Source organism: Streptomyces sp. SL06 (assembly GCF_058244745.1).
Genome location: NZ_JBSYOT010000002.1, coordinates 6,011,156 through 6,027,185 on the forward strand (window position 1 = coordinate 6,011,156; position 16,030 = coordinate 6,027,185).

14 protein-coding genes and 1 pseudogene are annotated in these 16,030 nt (G+C 71.6%); 14 read left to right on the forward strand and 1 reads right to left on the reverse strand.

Annotated features, from left to right (window positions below):
• Positions 1 to 19: 19 nt before the first annotated feature.
• The 6 genes from AC4IHM_RS27605 (at position 20) to nusB (ending at position 4,944) form a co-directional block, all read left to right on the forward strand.
• Positions 20 to 502, forward strand: coding sequence for a shikimate kinase (locus tag AC4IHM_RS27605; protein WP_490870959.1), 483 nt, complete (start codon positions 20 to 22; stop codon positions 500 to 502).
• Entirely contained in the window at positions 499 to 1,590 is a 1,092-nt protein-coding gene (aroB, locus tag AC4IHM_RS27610) for a 3-dehydroquinate synthase (protein WP_490869678.1), read from the forward strand. Before AC4IHM_RS27605 ends, aroB begins: the two co-directional genes overlap by 4 nt.
• A gap of 199 nt (positions 1,591 to 1,789) precedes the next feature.
• On the forward strand, positions 1,790 to 2,656 hold the full coding sequence (locus tag AC4IHM_RS27615; protein ID WP_490869679.1) for a Pro-rich N-terminal domain-containing protein: 867 nt from the start codon (positions 1,790 to 1,792) through the stop codon (positions 2,654 to 2,656).
• Positions 2,657 to 2,772: 116 nt separating this feature from the next.
• The gene (locus AC4IHM_RS27620) at positions 2,773 to 3,879 is read left to right on the forward strand and encodes an aminopeptidase P family protein (RefSeq protein WP_490869680.1); all 1,107 of its coding nucleotides are present in this window, start codon (positions 2,773 to 2,775) and stop codon (positions 3,877 to 3,879) included.
• 61 nt (positions 3,880 to 3,940) lie between these two features.
• The gene (gene efp / locus AC4IHM_RS27625; protein WP_490869681.1) at positions 3,941 to 4,507 is read left to right on the forward strand and encodes an elongation factor P; all 567 of its coding nucleotides are present in this window, start codon (positions 3,941 to 3,943) and stop codon (positions 4,505 to 4,507) included.
• 2 nt (positions 4,508 to 4,509) lie between these two features.
• Entirely contained in the window at positions 4,510 to 4,944 is a 435-nt protein-coding gene (gene nusB / locus AC4IHM_RS27630) for a transcription antitermination factor NusB (RefSeq protein WP_490869682.1), read from the forward strand.
• A 128-nt stretch (positions 4,945 to 5,072) separates the two neighbouring features.
• On the opposite strand, the gene bldD is transcribed toward nusB, so the two are convergent.
• Entirely contained in the window at positions 5,073 to 5,576 is a 504-nt protein-coding gene (gene bldD / locus AC4IHM_RS27635; RefSeq protein WP_007447547.1) for a transcriptional regulator BldD, read from the reverse strand.
• A gap of 297 nt (positions 5,577 to 5,873) precedes the next feature.
• Here bldD and pyrR point away from each other — a divergent pair, with 297 nt between their 5' ends.
• The 8 genes and pseudogenes from pyrR (at position 5,874) to pyrF (ending at position 15,968) form a co-directional block, all read left to right on the forward strand.
• Entirely contained in the window at positions 5,874 to 6,503 is a 630-nt protein-coding gene (gene pyrR, locus AC4IHM_RS27640) for a bifunctional pyr operon transcriptional regulator/uracil phosphoribosyltransferase PyrR (protein ID WP_490869683.1), read from the forward strand.
• A 112-nt stretch (positions 6,504 to 6,615) separates the two neighbouring features.
• Positions 6,616 to 7,596 (forward strand): aspartate carbamoyltransferase catalytic subunit, encoded by a 981-nt coding sequence (locus AC4IHM_RS27645; RefSeq protein WP_490869684.1) that lies wholly within the window; start codon positions 6,616 to 6,618, stop codon positions 7,594 to 7,596.
• Positions 7,597 to 7,599: 3 nt separating this feature from the next.
• Positions 7,600 to 8,886, forward strand: a complete 1,287-nt coding sequence (locus AC4IHM_RS27650) for a dihydroorotase (protein ID WP_490869685.1) — start codon at positions 7,600 to 7,602, stop codon at positions 8,884 to 8,886.
• Positions 8,883 to 9,449, forward strand: coding sequence for a PH-like domain-containing protein (locus AC4IHM_RS27655; RefSeq protein WP_490869686.1), 567 nt, complete (start codon positions 8,883 to 8,885; stop codon positions 9,447 to 9,449). Before AC4IHM_RS27650 ends, AC4IHM_RS27655 begins: the two co-directional genes overlap by 4 nt.
• Positions 9,446 to 10,618: a glutamine-hydrolyzing carbamoyl-phosphate synthase small subunit gene (gene carA, locus AC4IHM_RS27660; protein ID WP_490869687.1), complete on the forward strand. Its 1,173-nt coding sequence runs from the start codon at positions 9,446 to 9,448 to the stop codon at positions 10,616 to 10,618. The genes AC4IHM_RS27655 and carA overlap by 4 nt, the downstream gene beginning before the upstream one ends.
• Positions 10,611 to 13,920 (forward strand): annotated as a pseudogene (gene carB / locus AC4IHM_RS27665) (carbamoyl-phosphate synthase large subunit). The gene carA and the pseudogene carB overlap by 8 nt, the downstream one beginning before the upstream one ends.
• 96 nt (positions 13,921 to 14,016) lie before the next feature.
• Positions 14,017 to 15,123: a quinone-dependent dihydroorotate dehydrogenase gene (locus AC4IHM_RS27670; protein WP_490869688.1), complete on the forward strand. Its 1,107-nt coding sequence runs from the start codon at positions 14,017 to 14,019 to the stop codon at positions 15,121 to 15,123.
• On the forward strand, positions 15,120 to 15,968 hold the full coding sequence (gene pyrF, locus AC4IHM_RS27675) for an orotidine-5'-phosphate decarboxylase (RefSeq protein WP_490869689.1): 849 nt from the start codon (positions 15,120 to 15,122) through the stop codon (positions 15,966 to 15,968). The genes AC4IHM_RS27670 and pyrF overlap by 4 nt, the downstream gene beginning before the upstream one ends.
• Positions 15,969 to 16,030: the final 62 nt, after the last annotated feature.

Below are 16,030 nucleotides of genomic sequence, written 5' to 3' on the forward strand. Positions count from 1 at the left end.
GATCGTCCTCGTCGGCCCGATGGGCGCCGGCAAGTCCACCGTCGGACAACTGCTGTCCGAGCGGCTCGGCGTCGGCCACCGGGACACGGACGAGGACATCGTCGCCGGACACGGACGCGCCATCGCCGACATCTTCGTCGACGAGGGCGAATCGGCCTTCCGGGCGCTGGAGAAGCAGGCCGTGCGACAGGCCCTCGCCGAGCACGACGGCGTACTCGCCCTCGGCGGCGGCGCGATCCTGGACGCGGACACCCGCGGCCTGCTCGCCGGGCAGCGGGTCGTCTACCTCTCCATGGACGTCGAGGAGGCGGTCAGGCGCACCGGCCTGAACACGGCGCGTCCACTGCTGGCGGTCAACCCGCGCAAGCAGTGGCGCGAGCTGATGGAGGCCCGCCGCCACCTGTACGAGGAGGTCGCCACGGTCGTCGTCGCCACCGACGGCCGTACGCCCGAAGAAGTCACCCAAGCCGTCCTGGACGCACTGGAGTTGAAGGAAGCATGAGCGAGGCAGTCACCCGGATCCAGGTCGGCGGCACCGCGGGGTCCGAGCCCTACGAGGTCCTGGTGGGCCGGCAACTCCTCGGCGAGCTGGGCAATCTGATCGGCGCCAGGGCCAAGCGGGTCGCGGTGATCCACCCCGAGGCGCTCGCCGAGACCGGCGACGCGCTGCGCGCCGACCTCGCCGGGCAGGGCTACGAGGCGATCGCCGTCCAGGTGCCCAACGCGGAGGAGGCCAAGACCGCCGAGGTGGCCGCGTACTGCTGGAAGGCGCTGGGCCAGTCCGGGTTCACCCGCACCGATGTCATCGTCGGGGTCGGCGGCGGTGCCAGCACCGACCTGGCCGGCTTCGTGGCCGCGACCTGGCTGCGCGGGGTGCGCTGGATCGCGGTGCCCACCACCGTGCTGGCCATGGTGGACGCGGCCGTCGGCGGCAAGACCGGCATCAACACTGCCGAGGGCAAGAACCTCGTCGGCTCCTTCCACCCGCCCGCCGGCGTTCTGTGCGACCTGGCCGCCCTGGACTCCCTCCCGGTCAACGACTACGTCTCCGGACTGGCCGAGGTCATCAAGGCCGGCTTCATCGCCGACCCCGCCATCCTCGACCTGATCGAGTCCGACCCCGAGGCCGCGCGCACCCCGGCCGGACCGCACACCGCCGAGCTGATCACGCGCTCCATCGAGGTCAAGGCCAAGGTCGTCTCCTCCGACCTGAAGGAGGAGGGCCTGCGGGAGATCCTCAACTACGGGCACACCCTCGGCCACGCCATCGAGAAGAACGAGCGCTACAAGTGGCGCCACGGCGCCGCGGTCTCCGTCGGCATGCACTTCGCCGCCGAACTGGGCCGCCTGGCCGGCCGCCTGGACGAGGCCACCGCCGACCGCCACCGCAGCATCCTCGAAGCCGTCGGGCTGCCGCTGCACTACCGGCACGACCAGTGGCCCAAGCTGGTCGAGAACATGAAGGTCGACAAGAAGTCCCGCGGCGACCTGCTGCGCTTCATCGTCCTGGACGGCCTCGCCAGGCCCACCGTGCTGGAGGGCCCCGACCCGGCCGTGCTCCTCGCCGCCTACGGCGAGGTGGGCGAGTAGTACCCCGGTGCGACTTCCGCCCGATTCGCCGTGCGCGACGGGCACCCGGTGCCGCCCCCGACCGTTCACCAAAGGACGGCCGGGGGCGGTACCGTTCGGGTGGGGGTCCCCCGACGCCCTTTAGTCTGTGGGGGGAAAGCGGGCGGACACCCGTCCCGCCGTCAGCGCCCATCGCCTGTACGAGACGGAGTGGCACCGGATGCAGCACGCAGTGGGTTCTCCGCTGCCGCCGCCCCATCAGCCGGGGCACGGACCGGCCGTCGGCTGGTCCCCGGCCGCACACCACCCGGGTCCGCACCAGGGGTCAGGCCCCGTGCCACCGCCTCCGGCCCCGGGCTACCCCGTACGGGCCCCGCACCCCGTGGCCCCGCAGCAGGCCCCGGCCCCGCACCGGCCGGTCCCGGGTCCGCCCGCCCCGGAGACCACCGGCCAGGTGCCGCTGCCGCCCGGCGGCCCCGTGGCCATGCCCAGCGTGCCCCCGGCCAGCGCCGCCGCGCCCGACCCCACCACGACCACCCTGGCGGTGCTGCTCATCGGCCCCGCGGGCGCCGGAAAGACCAGCGTCGCCAAGTACTGGGCCGACCACCGCCGGGTCCCCACCGCGCACATCAGCCTCGACAACGTCCGCGAATGGGTCCGCTCCGGCTTCGCCGACCCCCAGACCGGGTGGAACGAACACTCGGAGGCGCAGTACCGCCTGGCCCGCCGCACCTGCGGCTTCTCCGCGCGCAACTTCCTGGCCAACGGCATCTCCTGCATACTCGACGACGCCGTCTTCCCGGACCGCCCGGTCGTCGGCCTCGGCGGCTGGAAGCGGCACGTCGGTCCCGGCCTGCTCCCGGTCGTCCTGTTGCCCGGCCTCGACATCGTCCTGGAGCGCAACGCCGAACGCAGCGGCAACCGGCGCCTCACCGACGAGGAGGTCGCCCGCATCCACGGCCGCATGGCCGGCTGGTACGGCTCGGGCCTCCCGATCATCGACAACTCCCAACTCGGCGTACCGGAAACGGCCCAGCTCCTCAACGAGGTCCTGGCCCGTTCCATGGCGAGCCCCCCGAACTGGTAGGCAGGGGCGCGGGGCCCCGTCGGTCCGCGGCTCCGCCGCACACCCGGCATCCGCCGGCCCCGCCCACTCGGCCCTCCCGAGCGGCGCACCCGCGGCGCAGCTCATACGCTCGGCTCATGTCAGAGGTGTACGCGGCCCGCCGGACGCGCCTACGAGAACGCTGCAACGCGGGCGGCAGCGCGGCGGCGCTCGTCTCCCGGCCCGCCAACGTGCGCTATCTCGCGGGCGCGGCCCCGCACGGCGCCGTACTGCTGCTCGGCAGGACGGGGGACCTGCTGGTCTGCTCCGAGCCGCCGGGCGAGCGCCCCACGGAGGCCGCACCCGACGAGTCCCTGCCGGTGCGCGCGCTGCCCGGACCAGGCGGCGACCCCGCCGTCGTGGCCACCGGCCTCGCCGCGGCCCAGGGCGCCGAGTCCCTCGCCACGGAGGACCACCACCTCACCGTGGTCCGGCACCGCGCCATGCGCTCGGTGGCGCCCCGGCTGCGGCTGACCGACCTCGGCCAGGCGGTCGAGCAGTTCCGGGTGGTCAAGGACGAGGAGGAGATCTCCTGTCTGCGCATCGGCGCCGAGATCGCCGACCAGGCGCTCGGCGAACTCCTGGAGTCCATCCTGGTCGGCCGCACCGAGCGGCACCTCGCCCTGGAACTGGAGCGCCGCCTGGTCGACCACGGAGCCGACGGCCCCGCCTTCGCCACCTCCGTCGGCACGGGCCCGAACTCGGGGCGCCGCGGCCACCGGCCCACCGACCGGCGCGTGGAGGAGGGCGACTTCCTCTCCGTCTGCCTGGGCGCGACGTACCGCGGCTACCGCTGCGAGATCGGCCGTACGTTCGTCATCGGCACTTCGCCGGCCGACTGGCAGGTCGAGCTGTACGACCTCGTCTTCTCCGCCCAGCGGGCCGGCCGGGAGGCTCTCGTACCCGGCGCGGCCTGCCGCGATGTGGACCGCGCCACCCGCCAGGCACTGGACAGCGCCGGGTACGCGGAGAACCTTCCGGCGCTCACCGGTCACGGTGTCGGACTGGAAAACGACGAGGACCCGCAGTTGGCCCCCGCGGCCATGGGTAAACTGGACGCTTGTGTGCCGGTCACCGTCGAACCGGGGGTCCACCTCCCGGGCCGGGGCGGGGTCCGGATCGATGACACGCTCGTCGTGCGCCCCGAGGCGGACGGCGGACCCGAGCTACTCACCATCACGACCAAGGAGCTGCTCGCGCTCTAGCCGAGCCGTGCGCACGCCCCGGGGTCGTCCACGTCAGTCCAGTCCAGGAGATTCCGCAACCGTGGCTTCCACGAACGACCTCAAGAACGGCCTGGTGCTCAAGCTCGAAGGCGGCCAGCTCTGGTCCGTCGTCGAGTTCCAGCACGTCAAGCCCGGCAAGGGCCCGGCCTTCGTGCGCACCAAGCTCAAGAACGTGCTTTCCGGCAAGGTCGTCGACAAGACCTTCAACGCCGGCGTCAAGGTCGAGACGGCCACTGTCGACAAGCGTGACATGCAGTTCTCGTACATGGACGGCGACTACTTCGTCTTCATGGACATGGAGACCTACGACCAGCTCCACATCGAGCGCAAGGTCGTCGGCGACGCCGCGAACTTCCTCGTCGAGGGCTTCGAGGCCACCGTCGCGCAGCACGAGGGCGAGGTGCTGTTCGTCGAGCTGCCCGCCGCCGTCGAGCTGACCATCCAGGAGACCGAGCCGGGCGTCCAGGGCGACCGCTCCACCGGCGGCACCAAGCCCGCCACGCTGGAGACCGGTCACCAGATCAACGTCCCGCTCTTCATCACCACCGGTGAGAAGATCAAGGTCGACACCCGCTCCAGCGACTACCTCGGCCGGGTGAACAGCTAACCGTGGCTGCTCGCAACACGGCCCGCAAGCGCGCCTTCCAGATCCTCTTCGAGGGCGATCAGCGCGGCGCCAACGTCCTGACGGTGCTTGCCGACTGGGTCCGGCACTCCCGGTCCGACACCCGGCAGCCGCCGGTGAGCGAGTACACGATGGAGCTGGTCGAGGGCTACGCGGCGCACGCCAAGCGCATCGACGAGCTGATCGCCCAGTACTCCGTCGGCTGGACGCTCGACCGCATGCCGGTCGTCGACCGCAACATCCTGCGCCTGGGCGCGTACGAGCTGATCTGGGCCGACGCGACCCCGGACGCCGTCGTGCTGGACGAGATGGTGCAGCTGGCGAAGGAGTTCTCCACGGACGACTCGCCCGCGTTCGTCAACGGACTGCTCGGCCGGCTGAAGGACCTGAAGCCCTCGCTGCGCCGTGAAGAGGCCTGACGGAGACAGACATGCCGAAGGGCCCGCGGCGACTGCTCGCCGCGGGCCCTTCGGCATGCTCCGTGCCACTCCTGAGCGCCTTCCCGGGGGTTCCCCGGGCGGCACGTTTCTGCTGGGGGTGCCGGGGCTCAGAGTTCCTCGTGGGACGCCACCGCGCGGCGCGCGTCCGCGTCCAGGACGCCCCAGCTGATCAGCTGCTCGGTGAGGACCGAGGGCGACTGGTCGTAGATGACGGCGAGCGTGCGCAGGTCGTCCTGGCGGATCGAGAGCACCTTGCCGTTGTAGTCACCGCGCTGCGACTGGATCGTGGCAGCGTAGCGCTGGAGCGGGCCCGCCTTCTCGGCCGGCACCGTGGCCAGCCGCTCCAGGTCCAGGACCAGCTTCGGCGGCGGCTCGGCGGCTCCGCCCGGGGTGGTGCCCGGCAGCAGCTCCTGCACCGGAACGCCGTAGAAGTCCGCCAGCTCGGCGAGGCGCTGCACGGTCACGGCACGGTCGCCGCGCTCGTACGAACCGACCACGACGGCCTTCCAGCGGCCCTGGGACTTCTCCTCGACACCATGGAGGGAAAGGCCCTGCTGGGTGCGGATGGCCCGGAGCTTGGCCCCGAGCTGTTTGGCGTATTCGCTGGACATATGGCTCCCCGGACAAGGTGTCGACGCGGCCTGCTGTGTTGCGTGCCGCGCGGCTGGTGACTCACTGTGAGGTTACGCAGCGTTACTCTCCTGCGTCAAGCCGAATGGTCCGCACCGACGCTTCCGTGATATCCGCGGCCCATTGCTCCAAGTGGGTGACGTGCGTGCGGCACAAGGGTGACAGGGGCGTGTGCGGGGGGCCGCCGGAGCGGTTCTGTGCGGCTGATACCGTGGACGACGCACATCCGACGTCCTTTAACGTCCGTCCCGTGAGGCGGAGAAGGAGGTCCGTTTCTTATGGACAAGCAGCAGGAAAACCAGCGGGAGACACGGCAGGGCACCCGGCAGAGCGCCCCGCACGACCCGACCCCCGACGCACGGCCCGTTCTGGAAGGGCCCGACATCGCGCGGGTCCTGACCCGCATCGCCCACGAGATCGTCGAACGCGCCAAGGGCGCCGACGACGTGGTGCTCCTCGGCATCCCGACCCGGGGCGTCTTCCTCGCCCGGCGGCTCGCCGACAAGCTGGAGCAGATCACCGAGCGCAAGATCCCGGTCGGCTCGCTCGACATCACCATGTACCGCGACGACCTGCGCATGCACCCGCCGCGCGCCCTGGCCCGCACCGAGATCCCCGGTGACGGCATCGACGGCCGCCTGGTCGTCCTCGTCGACGACGTGCTCTTCTCCGGCCGCACCATCCGCGCCGCCCTGGACGCGCTGAACGACATCGGCCGCCCGCGCGCGGTGCAGCTCGCGGTACTCGTCGACCGCGGCCACCGCGAACTGCCCATCCGCGCCGACTACGTCGGCAAGAACCTCCCGACGTCGCTGCGGGAGACGGTCAAGGTCCTGCTCGCCGAGGAGGACGGTCGCGACACCGTGCTGCTCGGTGCCAAGCCGGCCACCCCGGGCGCCCACCCCTAGCACCTCACGCACGCGCCCACCCGTGCCGTGCGCCCGCTCGGCGTGCCCTCGCGCGCCCGGCCGCCCGGATTATCCCGCTCTTCCGCATGAATCGCCCTACGGAGCCTGACAGATGCAGCGTCATCTCATCTCGGCCGCCGACCTCACCCGCGACGACGCCGTCCTGATCCTCGACACCGCCGAGGAGATGGCCCGGGTCGCCGACCGGCCGATCAAGAAACTGCCGACCCTGCGCGGCCGTACCGTCGTCAACCTCTTCTTCGAGGACTCCACCCGGACCCGGATCTCCTTCGAGGCCGCCGAGAAGCGCCTGTCCGCGGACGTCATCAACTTCACCGCCAAGGGCTCCAGCGTCTCCAAGGGCGAGTCCCTCAAGGACACCGCCCAGACCCTGGAAGCCATGGGCGTCGACGCCGTCGTCATCCGGCACGGCGCCTCCGGCGCCCCGTACCGGCTGGCCACCTCCGGCTGGATCGACGCCGCCGTCGTCAACGCGGGGGACGGCACCCACCAGCACCCCACCCAGGCCCTCCTGGACGCCTTCACCATGCGCCGCCGCCTGGTCGGCCGCGACACCGGGCTCGGCAAGGACCTGGACGGCCGCCGGATCACGCTCGTCGGCGACATCCTGCACAGCCGCGTCGCCCGCTCCAACGTCGACCTGCTGCACACCCTCGGCGCCGAGGTCACCCTCGTCGCCCCGCCCACCCTGCTCCCGGTCGGCGTCGAGACCTGGCCCTGCGAGGTCTCCTACGACCTCGACTCGGCGCTCCCCAAGTCCGACGCGGTGATGCTGCTGCGCGTCCAGCGCGAGCGGATGAACGCCGCCTTCTTCCCGACCGAGCGCGAGTACTCCCGCCGCTACGGCCTCGACGGCGACCGCATGGCGAAGATGCCCGACCACGCCATCGTGATGCACCCGGGGCCCATGGTCCGCGGCATGGAGATCACCGCCGAGGTCGCCGACTCCGACCGCTGCACCGCCGTCGAGCAGGTCACCAACGGCGTCTCCATCCGCATGGCCGTCCTCTACCTGCTGCTCGGCGGCAACGAACCCGCCCTCACCCACGCCCGCGCCACGGAGGAGAAGTAGAAGATGAGCAAGACCCTGATCCGCGGTGCGAAGGTGCTCGGCGGCCGGCCGCAGGACGTGCTGATCGACGGCGGCACCGTCGCCGAGGTGGGCAGCGCCCTGTCCGCCGAGGGCGCCGAGGTCGTCGAGGCCGAAGGCAAGGTGCTGCTGCCCGGCCTCGTCGACCTCCACACCCACCTGCGCGAACCCGGCCGCGAGGACTCCGAGACCGTCCTGACCGGCACCCGCGCGGCGGCGAGCGGCGGCTACACCAGCGTCTTCGCCATGGCCAACACCTTCCCGGTCGCCGACACCGCCGGCGTCGTCGAGCAGGTCTGGCGGCTCGGCCAGGAGTCCGGCTACTGCGACGTGCAGCCCATCGGCGCCGTCACCGTCGGCCTGGAGGGCGCCAAGCTCGCCGAGCTGGGCGCCATGCACGAGTCCGCGGCGGGCGTCACCGTCTTCTCCGACGACGGCAAGTGCGTCCACGACGCCGTGATCATGCGCCGCGCCCTGGAGTACGTGAAGGCCTTCAACGGCGTCGTCGCCCAGCACGCCCAGGAGCCCCGGCTCACCGAGGGCGCCCAGATGAACGAGGGCGTCGTCTCCGCCGAGCTGGGCCTCGGCGGCTGGCCGGCCGTCGCCGAGGAGTCGGTCATCGCCCGGGACGTGCTGCTCGCCGAGCACGTCGGCTCCCGCGTCCACATCTGCCACCTGTCGACCGCCGGGTCCGTCGAGATCGTCCGCTGGGCCAAGTCCCGCGGCATCGACGTCACCGCCGAGGTCACCCCGCACCACCTGCTGCTCACCGACGAGCAGGTGCGCTCGTACAACCCGGTCTACAAGGTCAACCCGCCACTGCGCACCGAGCGCGACGTCATGGCCCTGCGGGAGGCCCTCGCCGACGGCACGATCGACATCGTCGCCACCGACCACGCCCCGCACCCCCACGAGGACAAGGACTGCGAGTGGGCCGCCGCCGCCATGGGCATGGTCGGCCTGGAGACCGCGCTGTCGGTGGTGCAGGAGACCATGGTGGACACGGGCCTGCTGGACTGGGCCGGCGTCGCCGACCGGATGTCCGCCAGGCCCGCGCTGATCGGACAGGCCGCCGGACACGGCCGTCCCGTCTCGGCTGGTGAGCCCGCCAACCTCACCCTCGTCGACACGGCATACCGTGGCCGGGTGGACCCCGCGGGCTTCGCCTCGCGCAGTCGCAACACCCCCTACGAGGGTCGTGAGCTGCCGGGCCGTGTGACGCACACGTGGCTGCGGGGCAAGGCCACGCTCGTCGACGGGAAGCTCACGTGACACCTGTAATCCTGCTGGCCGCCGAGAAGGAATCGGCGGAAGTGACCGACTGGGCCGCCCGCGCCGGCTGGGTCGTCGGGCTCGGCCTGTTCGTCGCGCTCGTCTACTGGCTGATGCGCGAGGGCTGGAAGTGGCGCGCCACCCTCCAGGGCGACCTGCCCGAGCCGCCCCGCGCACCGGACGACCCCGGCCCGGCGAAACTCGTACTGAGCGGCCGCTACCACGGCTCCACCACCGCCGGGCAGTGGCTGGACCGCATCGTGGCGCACGGCCTGGGCACCCGCAGCCGGGTGGAGCTGACCCTGACGGACGCGGGACTCGACGTTGTACGCCCCGGCGCGGCCGACTTCTTCGTCCCCGTCGCCGCGCTGCGCGAGGCCCGCCTCGACAAGGGCATCGCGGGCAAGGTGCTCACCGAGGGCGGACTGCTCGTCGTGACCTGGGCGCACGGCGACCGCCTGATCGACTCCGGCTTCCGCTCCGACCACGCGGCCGAGCACAACGAATGGGTCGAGACCCTGAACGACATGATCAACAAGACGGAAACGGAAGGCGCACGATGACGACCTCCAAGCCGGGGACCGCCTCGAAGAGGAAAGAGGCGTCTTCCGCCGTACTCGTCCTGGAGGACGGCCGGATCTTCCGCGGCCGCGCCTACGGGGCCGTGGGGGCCACCTTCGGCGAAGCCGTCTTCTCCACCGGCATGACCGGCTACCAGGAGACCCTCACCGACCCGTCGTACCACCGCCAGGTCGTCGTCATGACCGCCCCGCACGTCGGGAACACCGGCGTCAACGACGAGGACATGGAGTCCAGGAAGATCTGGGTGTCCGGCTACGTCGTGCGCGACCCCGCGCGCGTGCCCTCCAACTGGCGCTCGACGCGCTCCCTGGACCAGGAGCTGGCGAGCCAGGGCGTCGTCGGGATCTCCGGCATCGACACCCGCGCCCTCACCCGGCATCTGCGCGAGCGCGGCGCCATGCGCGTCGGCGTCTTCTCCGGCGACGCGGTCACCGACGACGCCGCCATGCTCGCCCGGGTCCGGCAGGCCCCCGAGATGTCCGGCGCCGACCTCTTCGCCGAGGTCGCCACCACCGAGGCGTACGTCGTCCCGGCGGTCGGCGCGAAGAAGTTCACGGTCGCCGCCGTCGACCTCGGCATCAAGGGCATGACCCCGCACCGCATGGCCGAGCGCGGCATCGAGGTGCACGTCCTGCCCGCCACGGCCACCGTCGAGGACATCTACGCCGTCGAGCCGGACGGTGTGTTCTTCTCCAACGGCCCCGGCGACCCCTCCACCGCCGACCACCCGATCGCCCTGATGCGGGCGGTCCTGGAGCGCGGCACCCCGCTGTTCGGCATCTGCTTCGGCAACCAGATCCTGGGCCGGGCGCTCGGCTTCGGCACCTACAAGCTGAAGTACGGCCACCGTGGCATCAACCAGCCCGTGCAGGACCGTACGACCGGCAAGGTCGAGGTCACCGCGCACAACCACGGATTCGCCGTCGACGCCCCCCTCGACCGGGTCTCCGACACCCCCTACGGCCGCGCCGAGGTCTCCCACGTCTGCCTCAACGACAACGTGGTGGAGGGCCTGCGGCTGCTCGACAGGCCGGCCTTCAGCGTCCAGTACCACCCCGAGGCGGCGGCCGGCCCGCACGACGCCGCCTACCTGTTCGACCGCTTCACCTCTTTGATGAGCACAGTCCCGATGGAGGGCCAGCGTGCCTAAGCGCACCGATATCCAGTCCGTCCTGGTCATCGGCTCCGGCCCGATCGTCATCGGCCAGGCCGCCGAGTTCGACTACTCCGGCACCCAGGCGTGCCGCGTGCTCAAGGCCGAGGGCCTGCGCGTCGTCCTGGTGAACTCCAACCCCGCGACGATCATGACCGACCCGGAGATCGCCGACGCCACCTACGTCGAGCCGATCACCCCCGAGTTCGTCGAGAAGATCATCGCCAAGGAGCGGCCCGACACGCTGCTGCCCACCCTGGGCGGCCAGACGGCCCTCAACACCGCCATCTCGCTGCACGACAACGGCGTCCTGGAGAAGTACGGCGTCGAGCTGATCGGCGCCAATGTCGAGGCCATCAACAAGGGCGAGGACCGCGACCTGTTCAAGGACGTTGTCGAGGAGGTCCGCAAGAAGACCGGGCACGGCGAGTCCGCCCGCTCGGTCATCTGCCACTCCATGGACGACGTCCTGGCCGGCGTCGACACGCTCGGCGGCTACCCGGTCGTCGTCCGCCCCTCCTTCACCATGGGCGGCGCCGGCTCCGGCTTCGCCCACGACGAGGACGAGCTGCGCCGCATCGCCGGACAGGGCCTCACCCTCTCGCCGACCACCGAGGTGCTCCTGGAGGAGTCCATCCTCGGCTGGAAGGAGTACGAGCTGGAGCTGATGCGCGACAAGAACGACAACGTCGTGGTCGTCTGCTCCATCGAGAACTTCGACCCCATGGGCGTCCACACCGGCGACTCGATCACCGTCGCGCCCGCGATGACGCTGACCGACCGCGAGTACCAGACCCTGCGCGACATCGGCATCGCGATCATCCGCGAGGTCGGCGTCGACACCGGCGGCTGCAACATCCAGTTCGCGGTGGACCCCGTGGACGGCCGCGTGATCGTCATCGAGATGAACCCGCGCGTGTCGCGCTCCTCCGCCCTCGCCTCCAAGGCGACCGGCTTCCCGATCGCCAAGATCGCCGCGAAGCTCGCCGTCGGCTACACGCTCGACGAGATCCCCAACGACATCACCCAGGAGACCCCGGCTTCCTTCGAGCCCACCCTCGACTACGTGGTGGTCAAGGCCCCGCGGTTCGCCTTCGAGAAGTTCCCGAGCGCCGACTCCACGCTGACCACCACCATGAAGTCGGTCGGCGAGGCCATGGCCATCGGCCGCAACTTCACCGAGGCCTTCCAGAAGGCGCTGCGCTCGCTGGAGAAGAAGGGCAGCCAGTTCACGTTCGTCGGTGACCCCGGCGACCGGACCGAGCTGCTGCGCGGGGCCGTCCGGCCGACCGACGGCCGTATCAACGCCGTCATGCAGGCCATCCGCGCGGGCGCCACGCCCGAGGAGGTCTTCGAGCACACGAAGATCGACCCCTGGTTCGTCGACCAGCTCTTCCTGATCAAGGAGACCGCCGACGACCTCGCCGCCGCGCCCGAGCTGACCGCCGGCCTGCTCGCCGAGGCCAAGCGGCACGGCTTCTCCGACCAGCAGATCGGCGAGATCCGCGGCCTGCGCGAGGATGTCGTCCGCGAGGTCCGGCACGCGCTCGGCATCCGCCCGGTCTACAAGACGGTCGACACCTGCGCCGCCGAGTTCGCCGCGAGGACGCCGTACTTCTACTCCTCCTACGACGAGGAGAGCGAGGTCGCGCCCCGCGAGAAGCCCGCGGTGATCATCCTGGGCTCCGGTCCGAACCGCATCGGCCAGGGCATCGAGTTCGACTACTCCTGCGTCCACGCCTCCTTCGCGCTCGGCGACGCCGGGTACGAGACCGTGATGGTCAACTGCAACCCCGAGACCGTCTCCACCGACTACGACACCTCCGACCGGCTGTACTTCGAGCCGCTCACCCTGGAGGACGTTCCTGGAGATCGTCCACGCGGAGCAGCAGGCCGGCCCGGTCGCGGGCGTGATCGTCCAGCTCGGCGGCCAGACCCCGCTGGGCCTTTCGCAGGCGCTCAAGGACAACGGCGTGCCCGTCGTCGGCACCCCGCCCGAGGCCATCCACGCCGCCGAGGACCGCGGCGCCTTCGGACGCGTGCTCGCCGAGGCCGGGCTGCCCGCCCCCAAGCACGGCACCGCCACCACCTTCACCGAGGCCAAGGCCATCGCGGACGAGATCGGCTACCCGGTCCTCGTGCGGCCCTCCTACGTCCTCGGCGGACGCGGCATGGAGATCGTCTACGACGAGACCCGCCTGGAGTCCTACATCGCCGAGTCGACCGAGATCGGCCCGTCCCGCCCGGTCCTCGTCGACCGGTTCCTCGACGACGCGATCGAGATCGACGTCGACGCCCTGTACGACGGCGAGGAGCTGTACCTCGGCGGCGTCATGGAGCACATCGAGGAGGCCGGCATCCACTCCGGCGACTCGGCGTGCGCCCTGCCCCCGATCACGCTCGGCGGCTTCGACATCAAGCGGCTGCGCGCCTCCACCGAGGGCATCGCCAAGGGCGTCGGGGTGCGCGGCCTGATCAACATCCAGTTCGCGCTGGCCGGTGACATCCTCTACGTCCTGGAGGCCAACCCGCGCGCCTCGCGCACGGTCCCCTTCACCTCCAAGGCGACCGCGGTCCCGCTGGCCAAGGCCGCCGCCCGCATCTCGCTCGGCGCCACCATCGCCGAACTGCGCGCCGAGGGCCTGCTCCCGGCCACCGGCGACGGCGGCGAACTGCCGCTGGACGCGCCGATCTCCGTCAAGGAGGCCGTGATGCCGTGGTCCCGCTTCCGTGACATCCACGGCCGCGGCGTCGACACCGTCCTCGGCCCGGAGATGCGCTCCACCGGCGAGGTCATGGGCATCGACTCCGTCTTCGGCACGGCGTACGCCAAGTCGCAGGCGGCTGCCTACGGCCCGCTGCCGACCAGGGGGCGGGCGTTCATCTCGGTCGCCAACCGGGACAAACGCTCGATGATCTTCCCGGCCCGCGAGCTGGTCGCCCACGGCTTCGAACTGCTCGCCACCTCCGGCACCGCCGAGGTCCTCAAGCGCAACGGCATCAACGCCACCGTCGTGCGCAAGCAGTCCGAGGGCACCGGGCCGAACGGCGAGAAGACCGTCGTCCAGCTCATCCACGACGGCGAGGTCGACCTCATCGTCAACACCCCGTACGGCACCGGGGGCCGCCTCGACGGCTACGACATCCGCACGGCGGCCGTGGCGCGCTCCGTGCCGTGCCTGACGACGGTCCAGGCGCTCGCCGCGGCGGTCCAGGGCATCGACGCCCTCAACCACGGCGACGTGGGAGTGCGCTCGCTCCAGGAACACGCCGAGTTCCTGACCGCGGCCCGCGACTAGCGGCCCCGAGGGGGACACCGGAAACGGTGTCCCCCTCTTCATGAGCCCCCCACAGTGATGAGCCCCCAGAGCGCCACAGAGGTTTCACGAGGACACATGTACAAGACCTTCTTCAAGCTCGTCTTCTCCCGTATGGACCCGGAGCGCGCCCACCGCCTCGCCTTCCGGTGGATCCGTCTCGCCGCCCGCGTCCCCGTGCTGCGCACCTTCGCCGCCGCCGTGCTCGCGCCCCGCCACGAGGAGCTGCGCACCGAGGCCCTCGGCCTGCGCATGCACGGGCCCTTCGGACTCGCCGCCGGCTTCGACAAGAACGCCGTCGCCGTCGACGGCATGGCGATGCTCGGCTTCGACCACGTGGAGATCGGCACCGTGACGGGGGAGCCGCAGCCGGGCAACCCCAGGAAGCGGCTGTTCCGGCTGGCGGCCGACCGGGCGCTGATCAACCGCATGGGCTTCAACAACGACGGCTCGCTGGCCGTCGCCGCCCGGCTGGCCGCGCGCACGGCCGTCTTCCGGACCGTCGTCGGCGTCAACATCGGCAAGACCAAGGCCGTCCCGGAGCAGGAGGCCGTGGACGACTACGTGAAGTCCGCCGAGCGGCTGGCCCCGCACGCCGACTACCTGGTCGTGAACGTCTCCTCCCCGAACACGCCCGGCCTGCGCGACCTCCAGGCGGTGGACCACCTGCGTCCGCTGCTCACCGCGGTCCGCGAGGCCGCCGACCGCGCGGTGACCGCACGGCGCGTGCCCCTCCTGGTCAAGATCGCGCCCGACCTCGCCGACGAGGACGTCGACGCGGTCGCCGACCTGGCCGTGGAGCTGGGCCTGGACGGGATCATCGCCACCAACACCACCGTCGCGCGCGAGGGACTCGGACTGAGGTCCTCGCCCGACCTAGTCCAGGAGACCGGCGGGCTGTCCGGCGCGCCCCTCAAGGGGCGCTCCCTGGAGGTGCTGCGCCGCCTCTACGCGCGCGTGGGCGACCGGATCACCCTGGTGGGCGTCGGCGGCGTCGAGACCGCCGAGGACGCCTGGCAGCGCATCCTGGCCGGGGCCACGCTGGTCCAGGGCTACAGCGCGTTCGTCTACGAGGGGCCCTTCTGGGGCCGCGCCATCCACAAGGGGCTCGCCGCGCGCCTGCGGCAGAGCCCGCACGCCACCCTCGCCGACGCGGTCGGCGCCGATGTGAGGAAGCCCCGGTGACCGGTACGACCGAGCCCTTCGGCGCACGCCTGCGCCGCGCGATGGACGAACGCGGCCCGCTGTGCGTCGGCATCGACCCGCACGCCTCCCTGCTCACCGAGTGGGGTCTGAACGACGACGTGGCGGGGCTGGAGCGCTTCAGCCGCACCGTCGTCGAGGCGGTGGCCGACCGGGTCGCCGTCCTCAAGCCGCAGAGTGCCTTCTTCGAGCGCTTCGGTTCGCGCGGGATCGCGGTCCTGGAGAAGTCGGTGCGCGAGGCGCGGGCGGCCGGGGCGCTGGTCGTCATGGACGCCAAGCGCGGCGACATCGGCTCGACCATGGCGGCGTACGCCGAGGCGTTCCTGCGCGAGGACGCCCCGCTGTTCTCGGACGCGCTGACGGTCTCCCCGTACCTCGGCTACGGCTCCCTGAAGCCGGCCGTCGACCTGGCGCGCGAGAGCGGCTCGGGCCTGTTCGTGCTGGCGCTGACCTCCAACCCGGAGGGCGCCGAGGTCCAGCACGCGGTCCGTCCCGACGGGCGGGGCGTCGGGGCGACGATGCTGGCGCATCTGGCCGCCGAGAACGCGGGGGAGGAGCCCCTCGGTTCCTTCGGCGCGGTGGTCGGCGCGACCCTCGGCGACCTGTCGTCGTACGACCTGGACATCAACGGCCCGCTGCTGGCGCCCGGCATCGGCGCCCAGGGGGCCGCCCCGGCGGACCTGCCGCGGGTGTTCGGGCCGGCGCTGCGCGACGTGGTCGCGAACGTCGGCCGGGGCGTGCTTCGGCACGGTCCCGACCCGGTCGCGCTGCGCACGGCCGCGGAGCGCTTCGCCGACGAGGTCCGGACCGCGGTGGCGCCGGGCTAGGCCCTCGGAGCCCGGATACATCCTCAAATCCGATGCAGTTTGTCCCAAATGTCCGGCCTGAT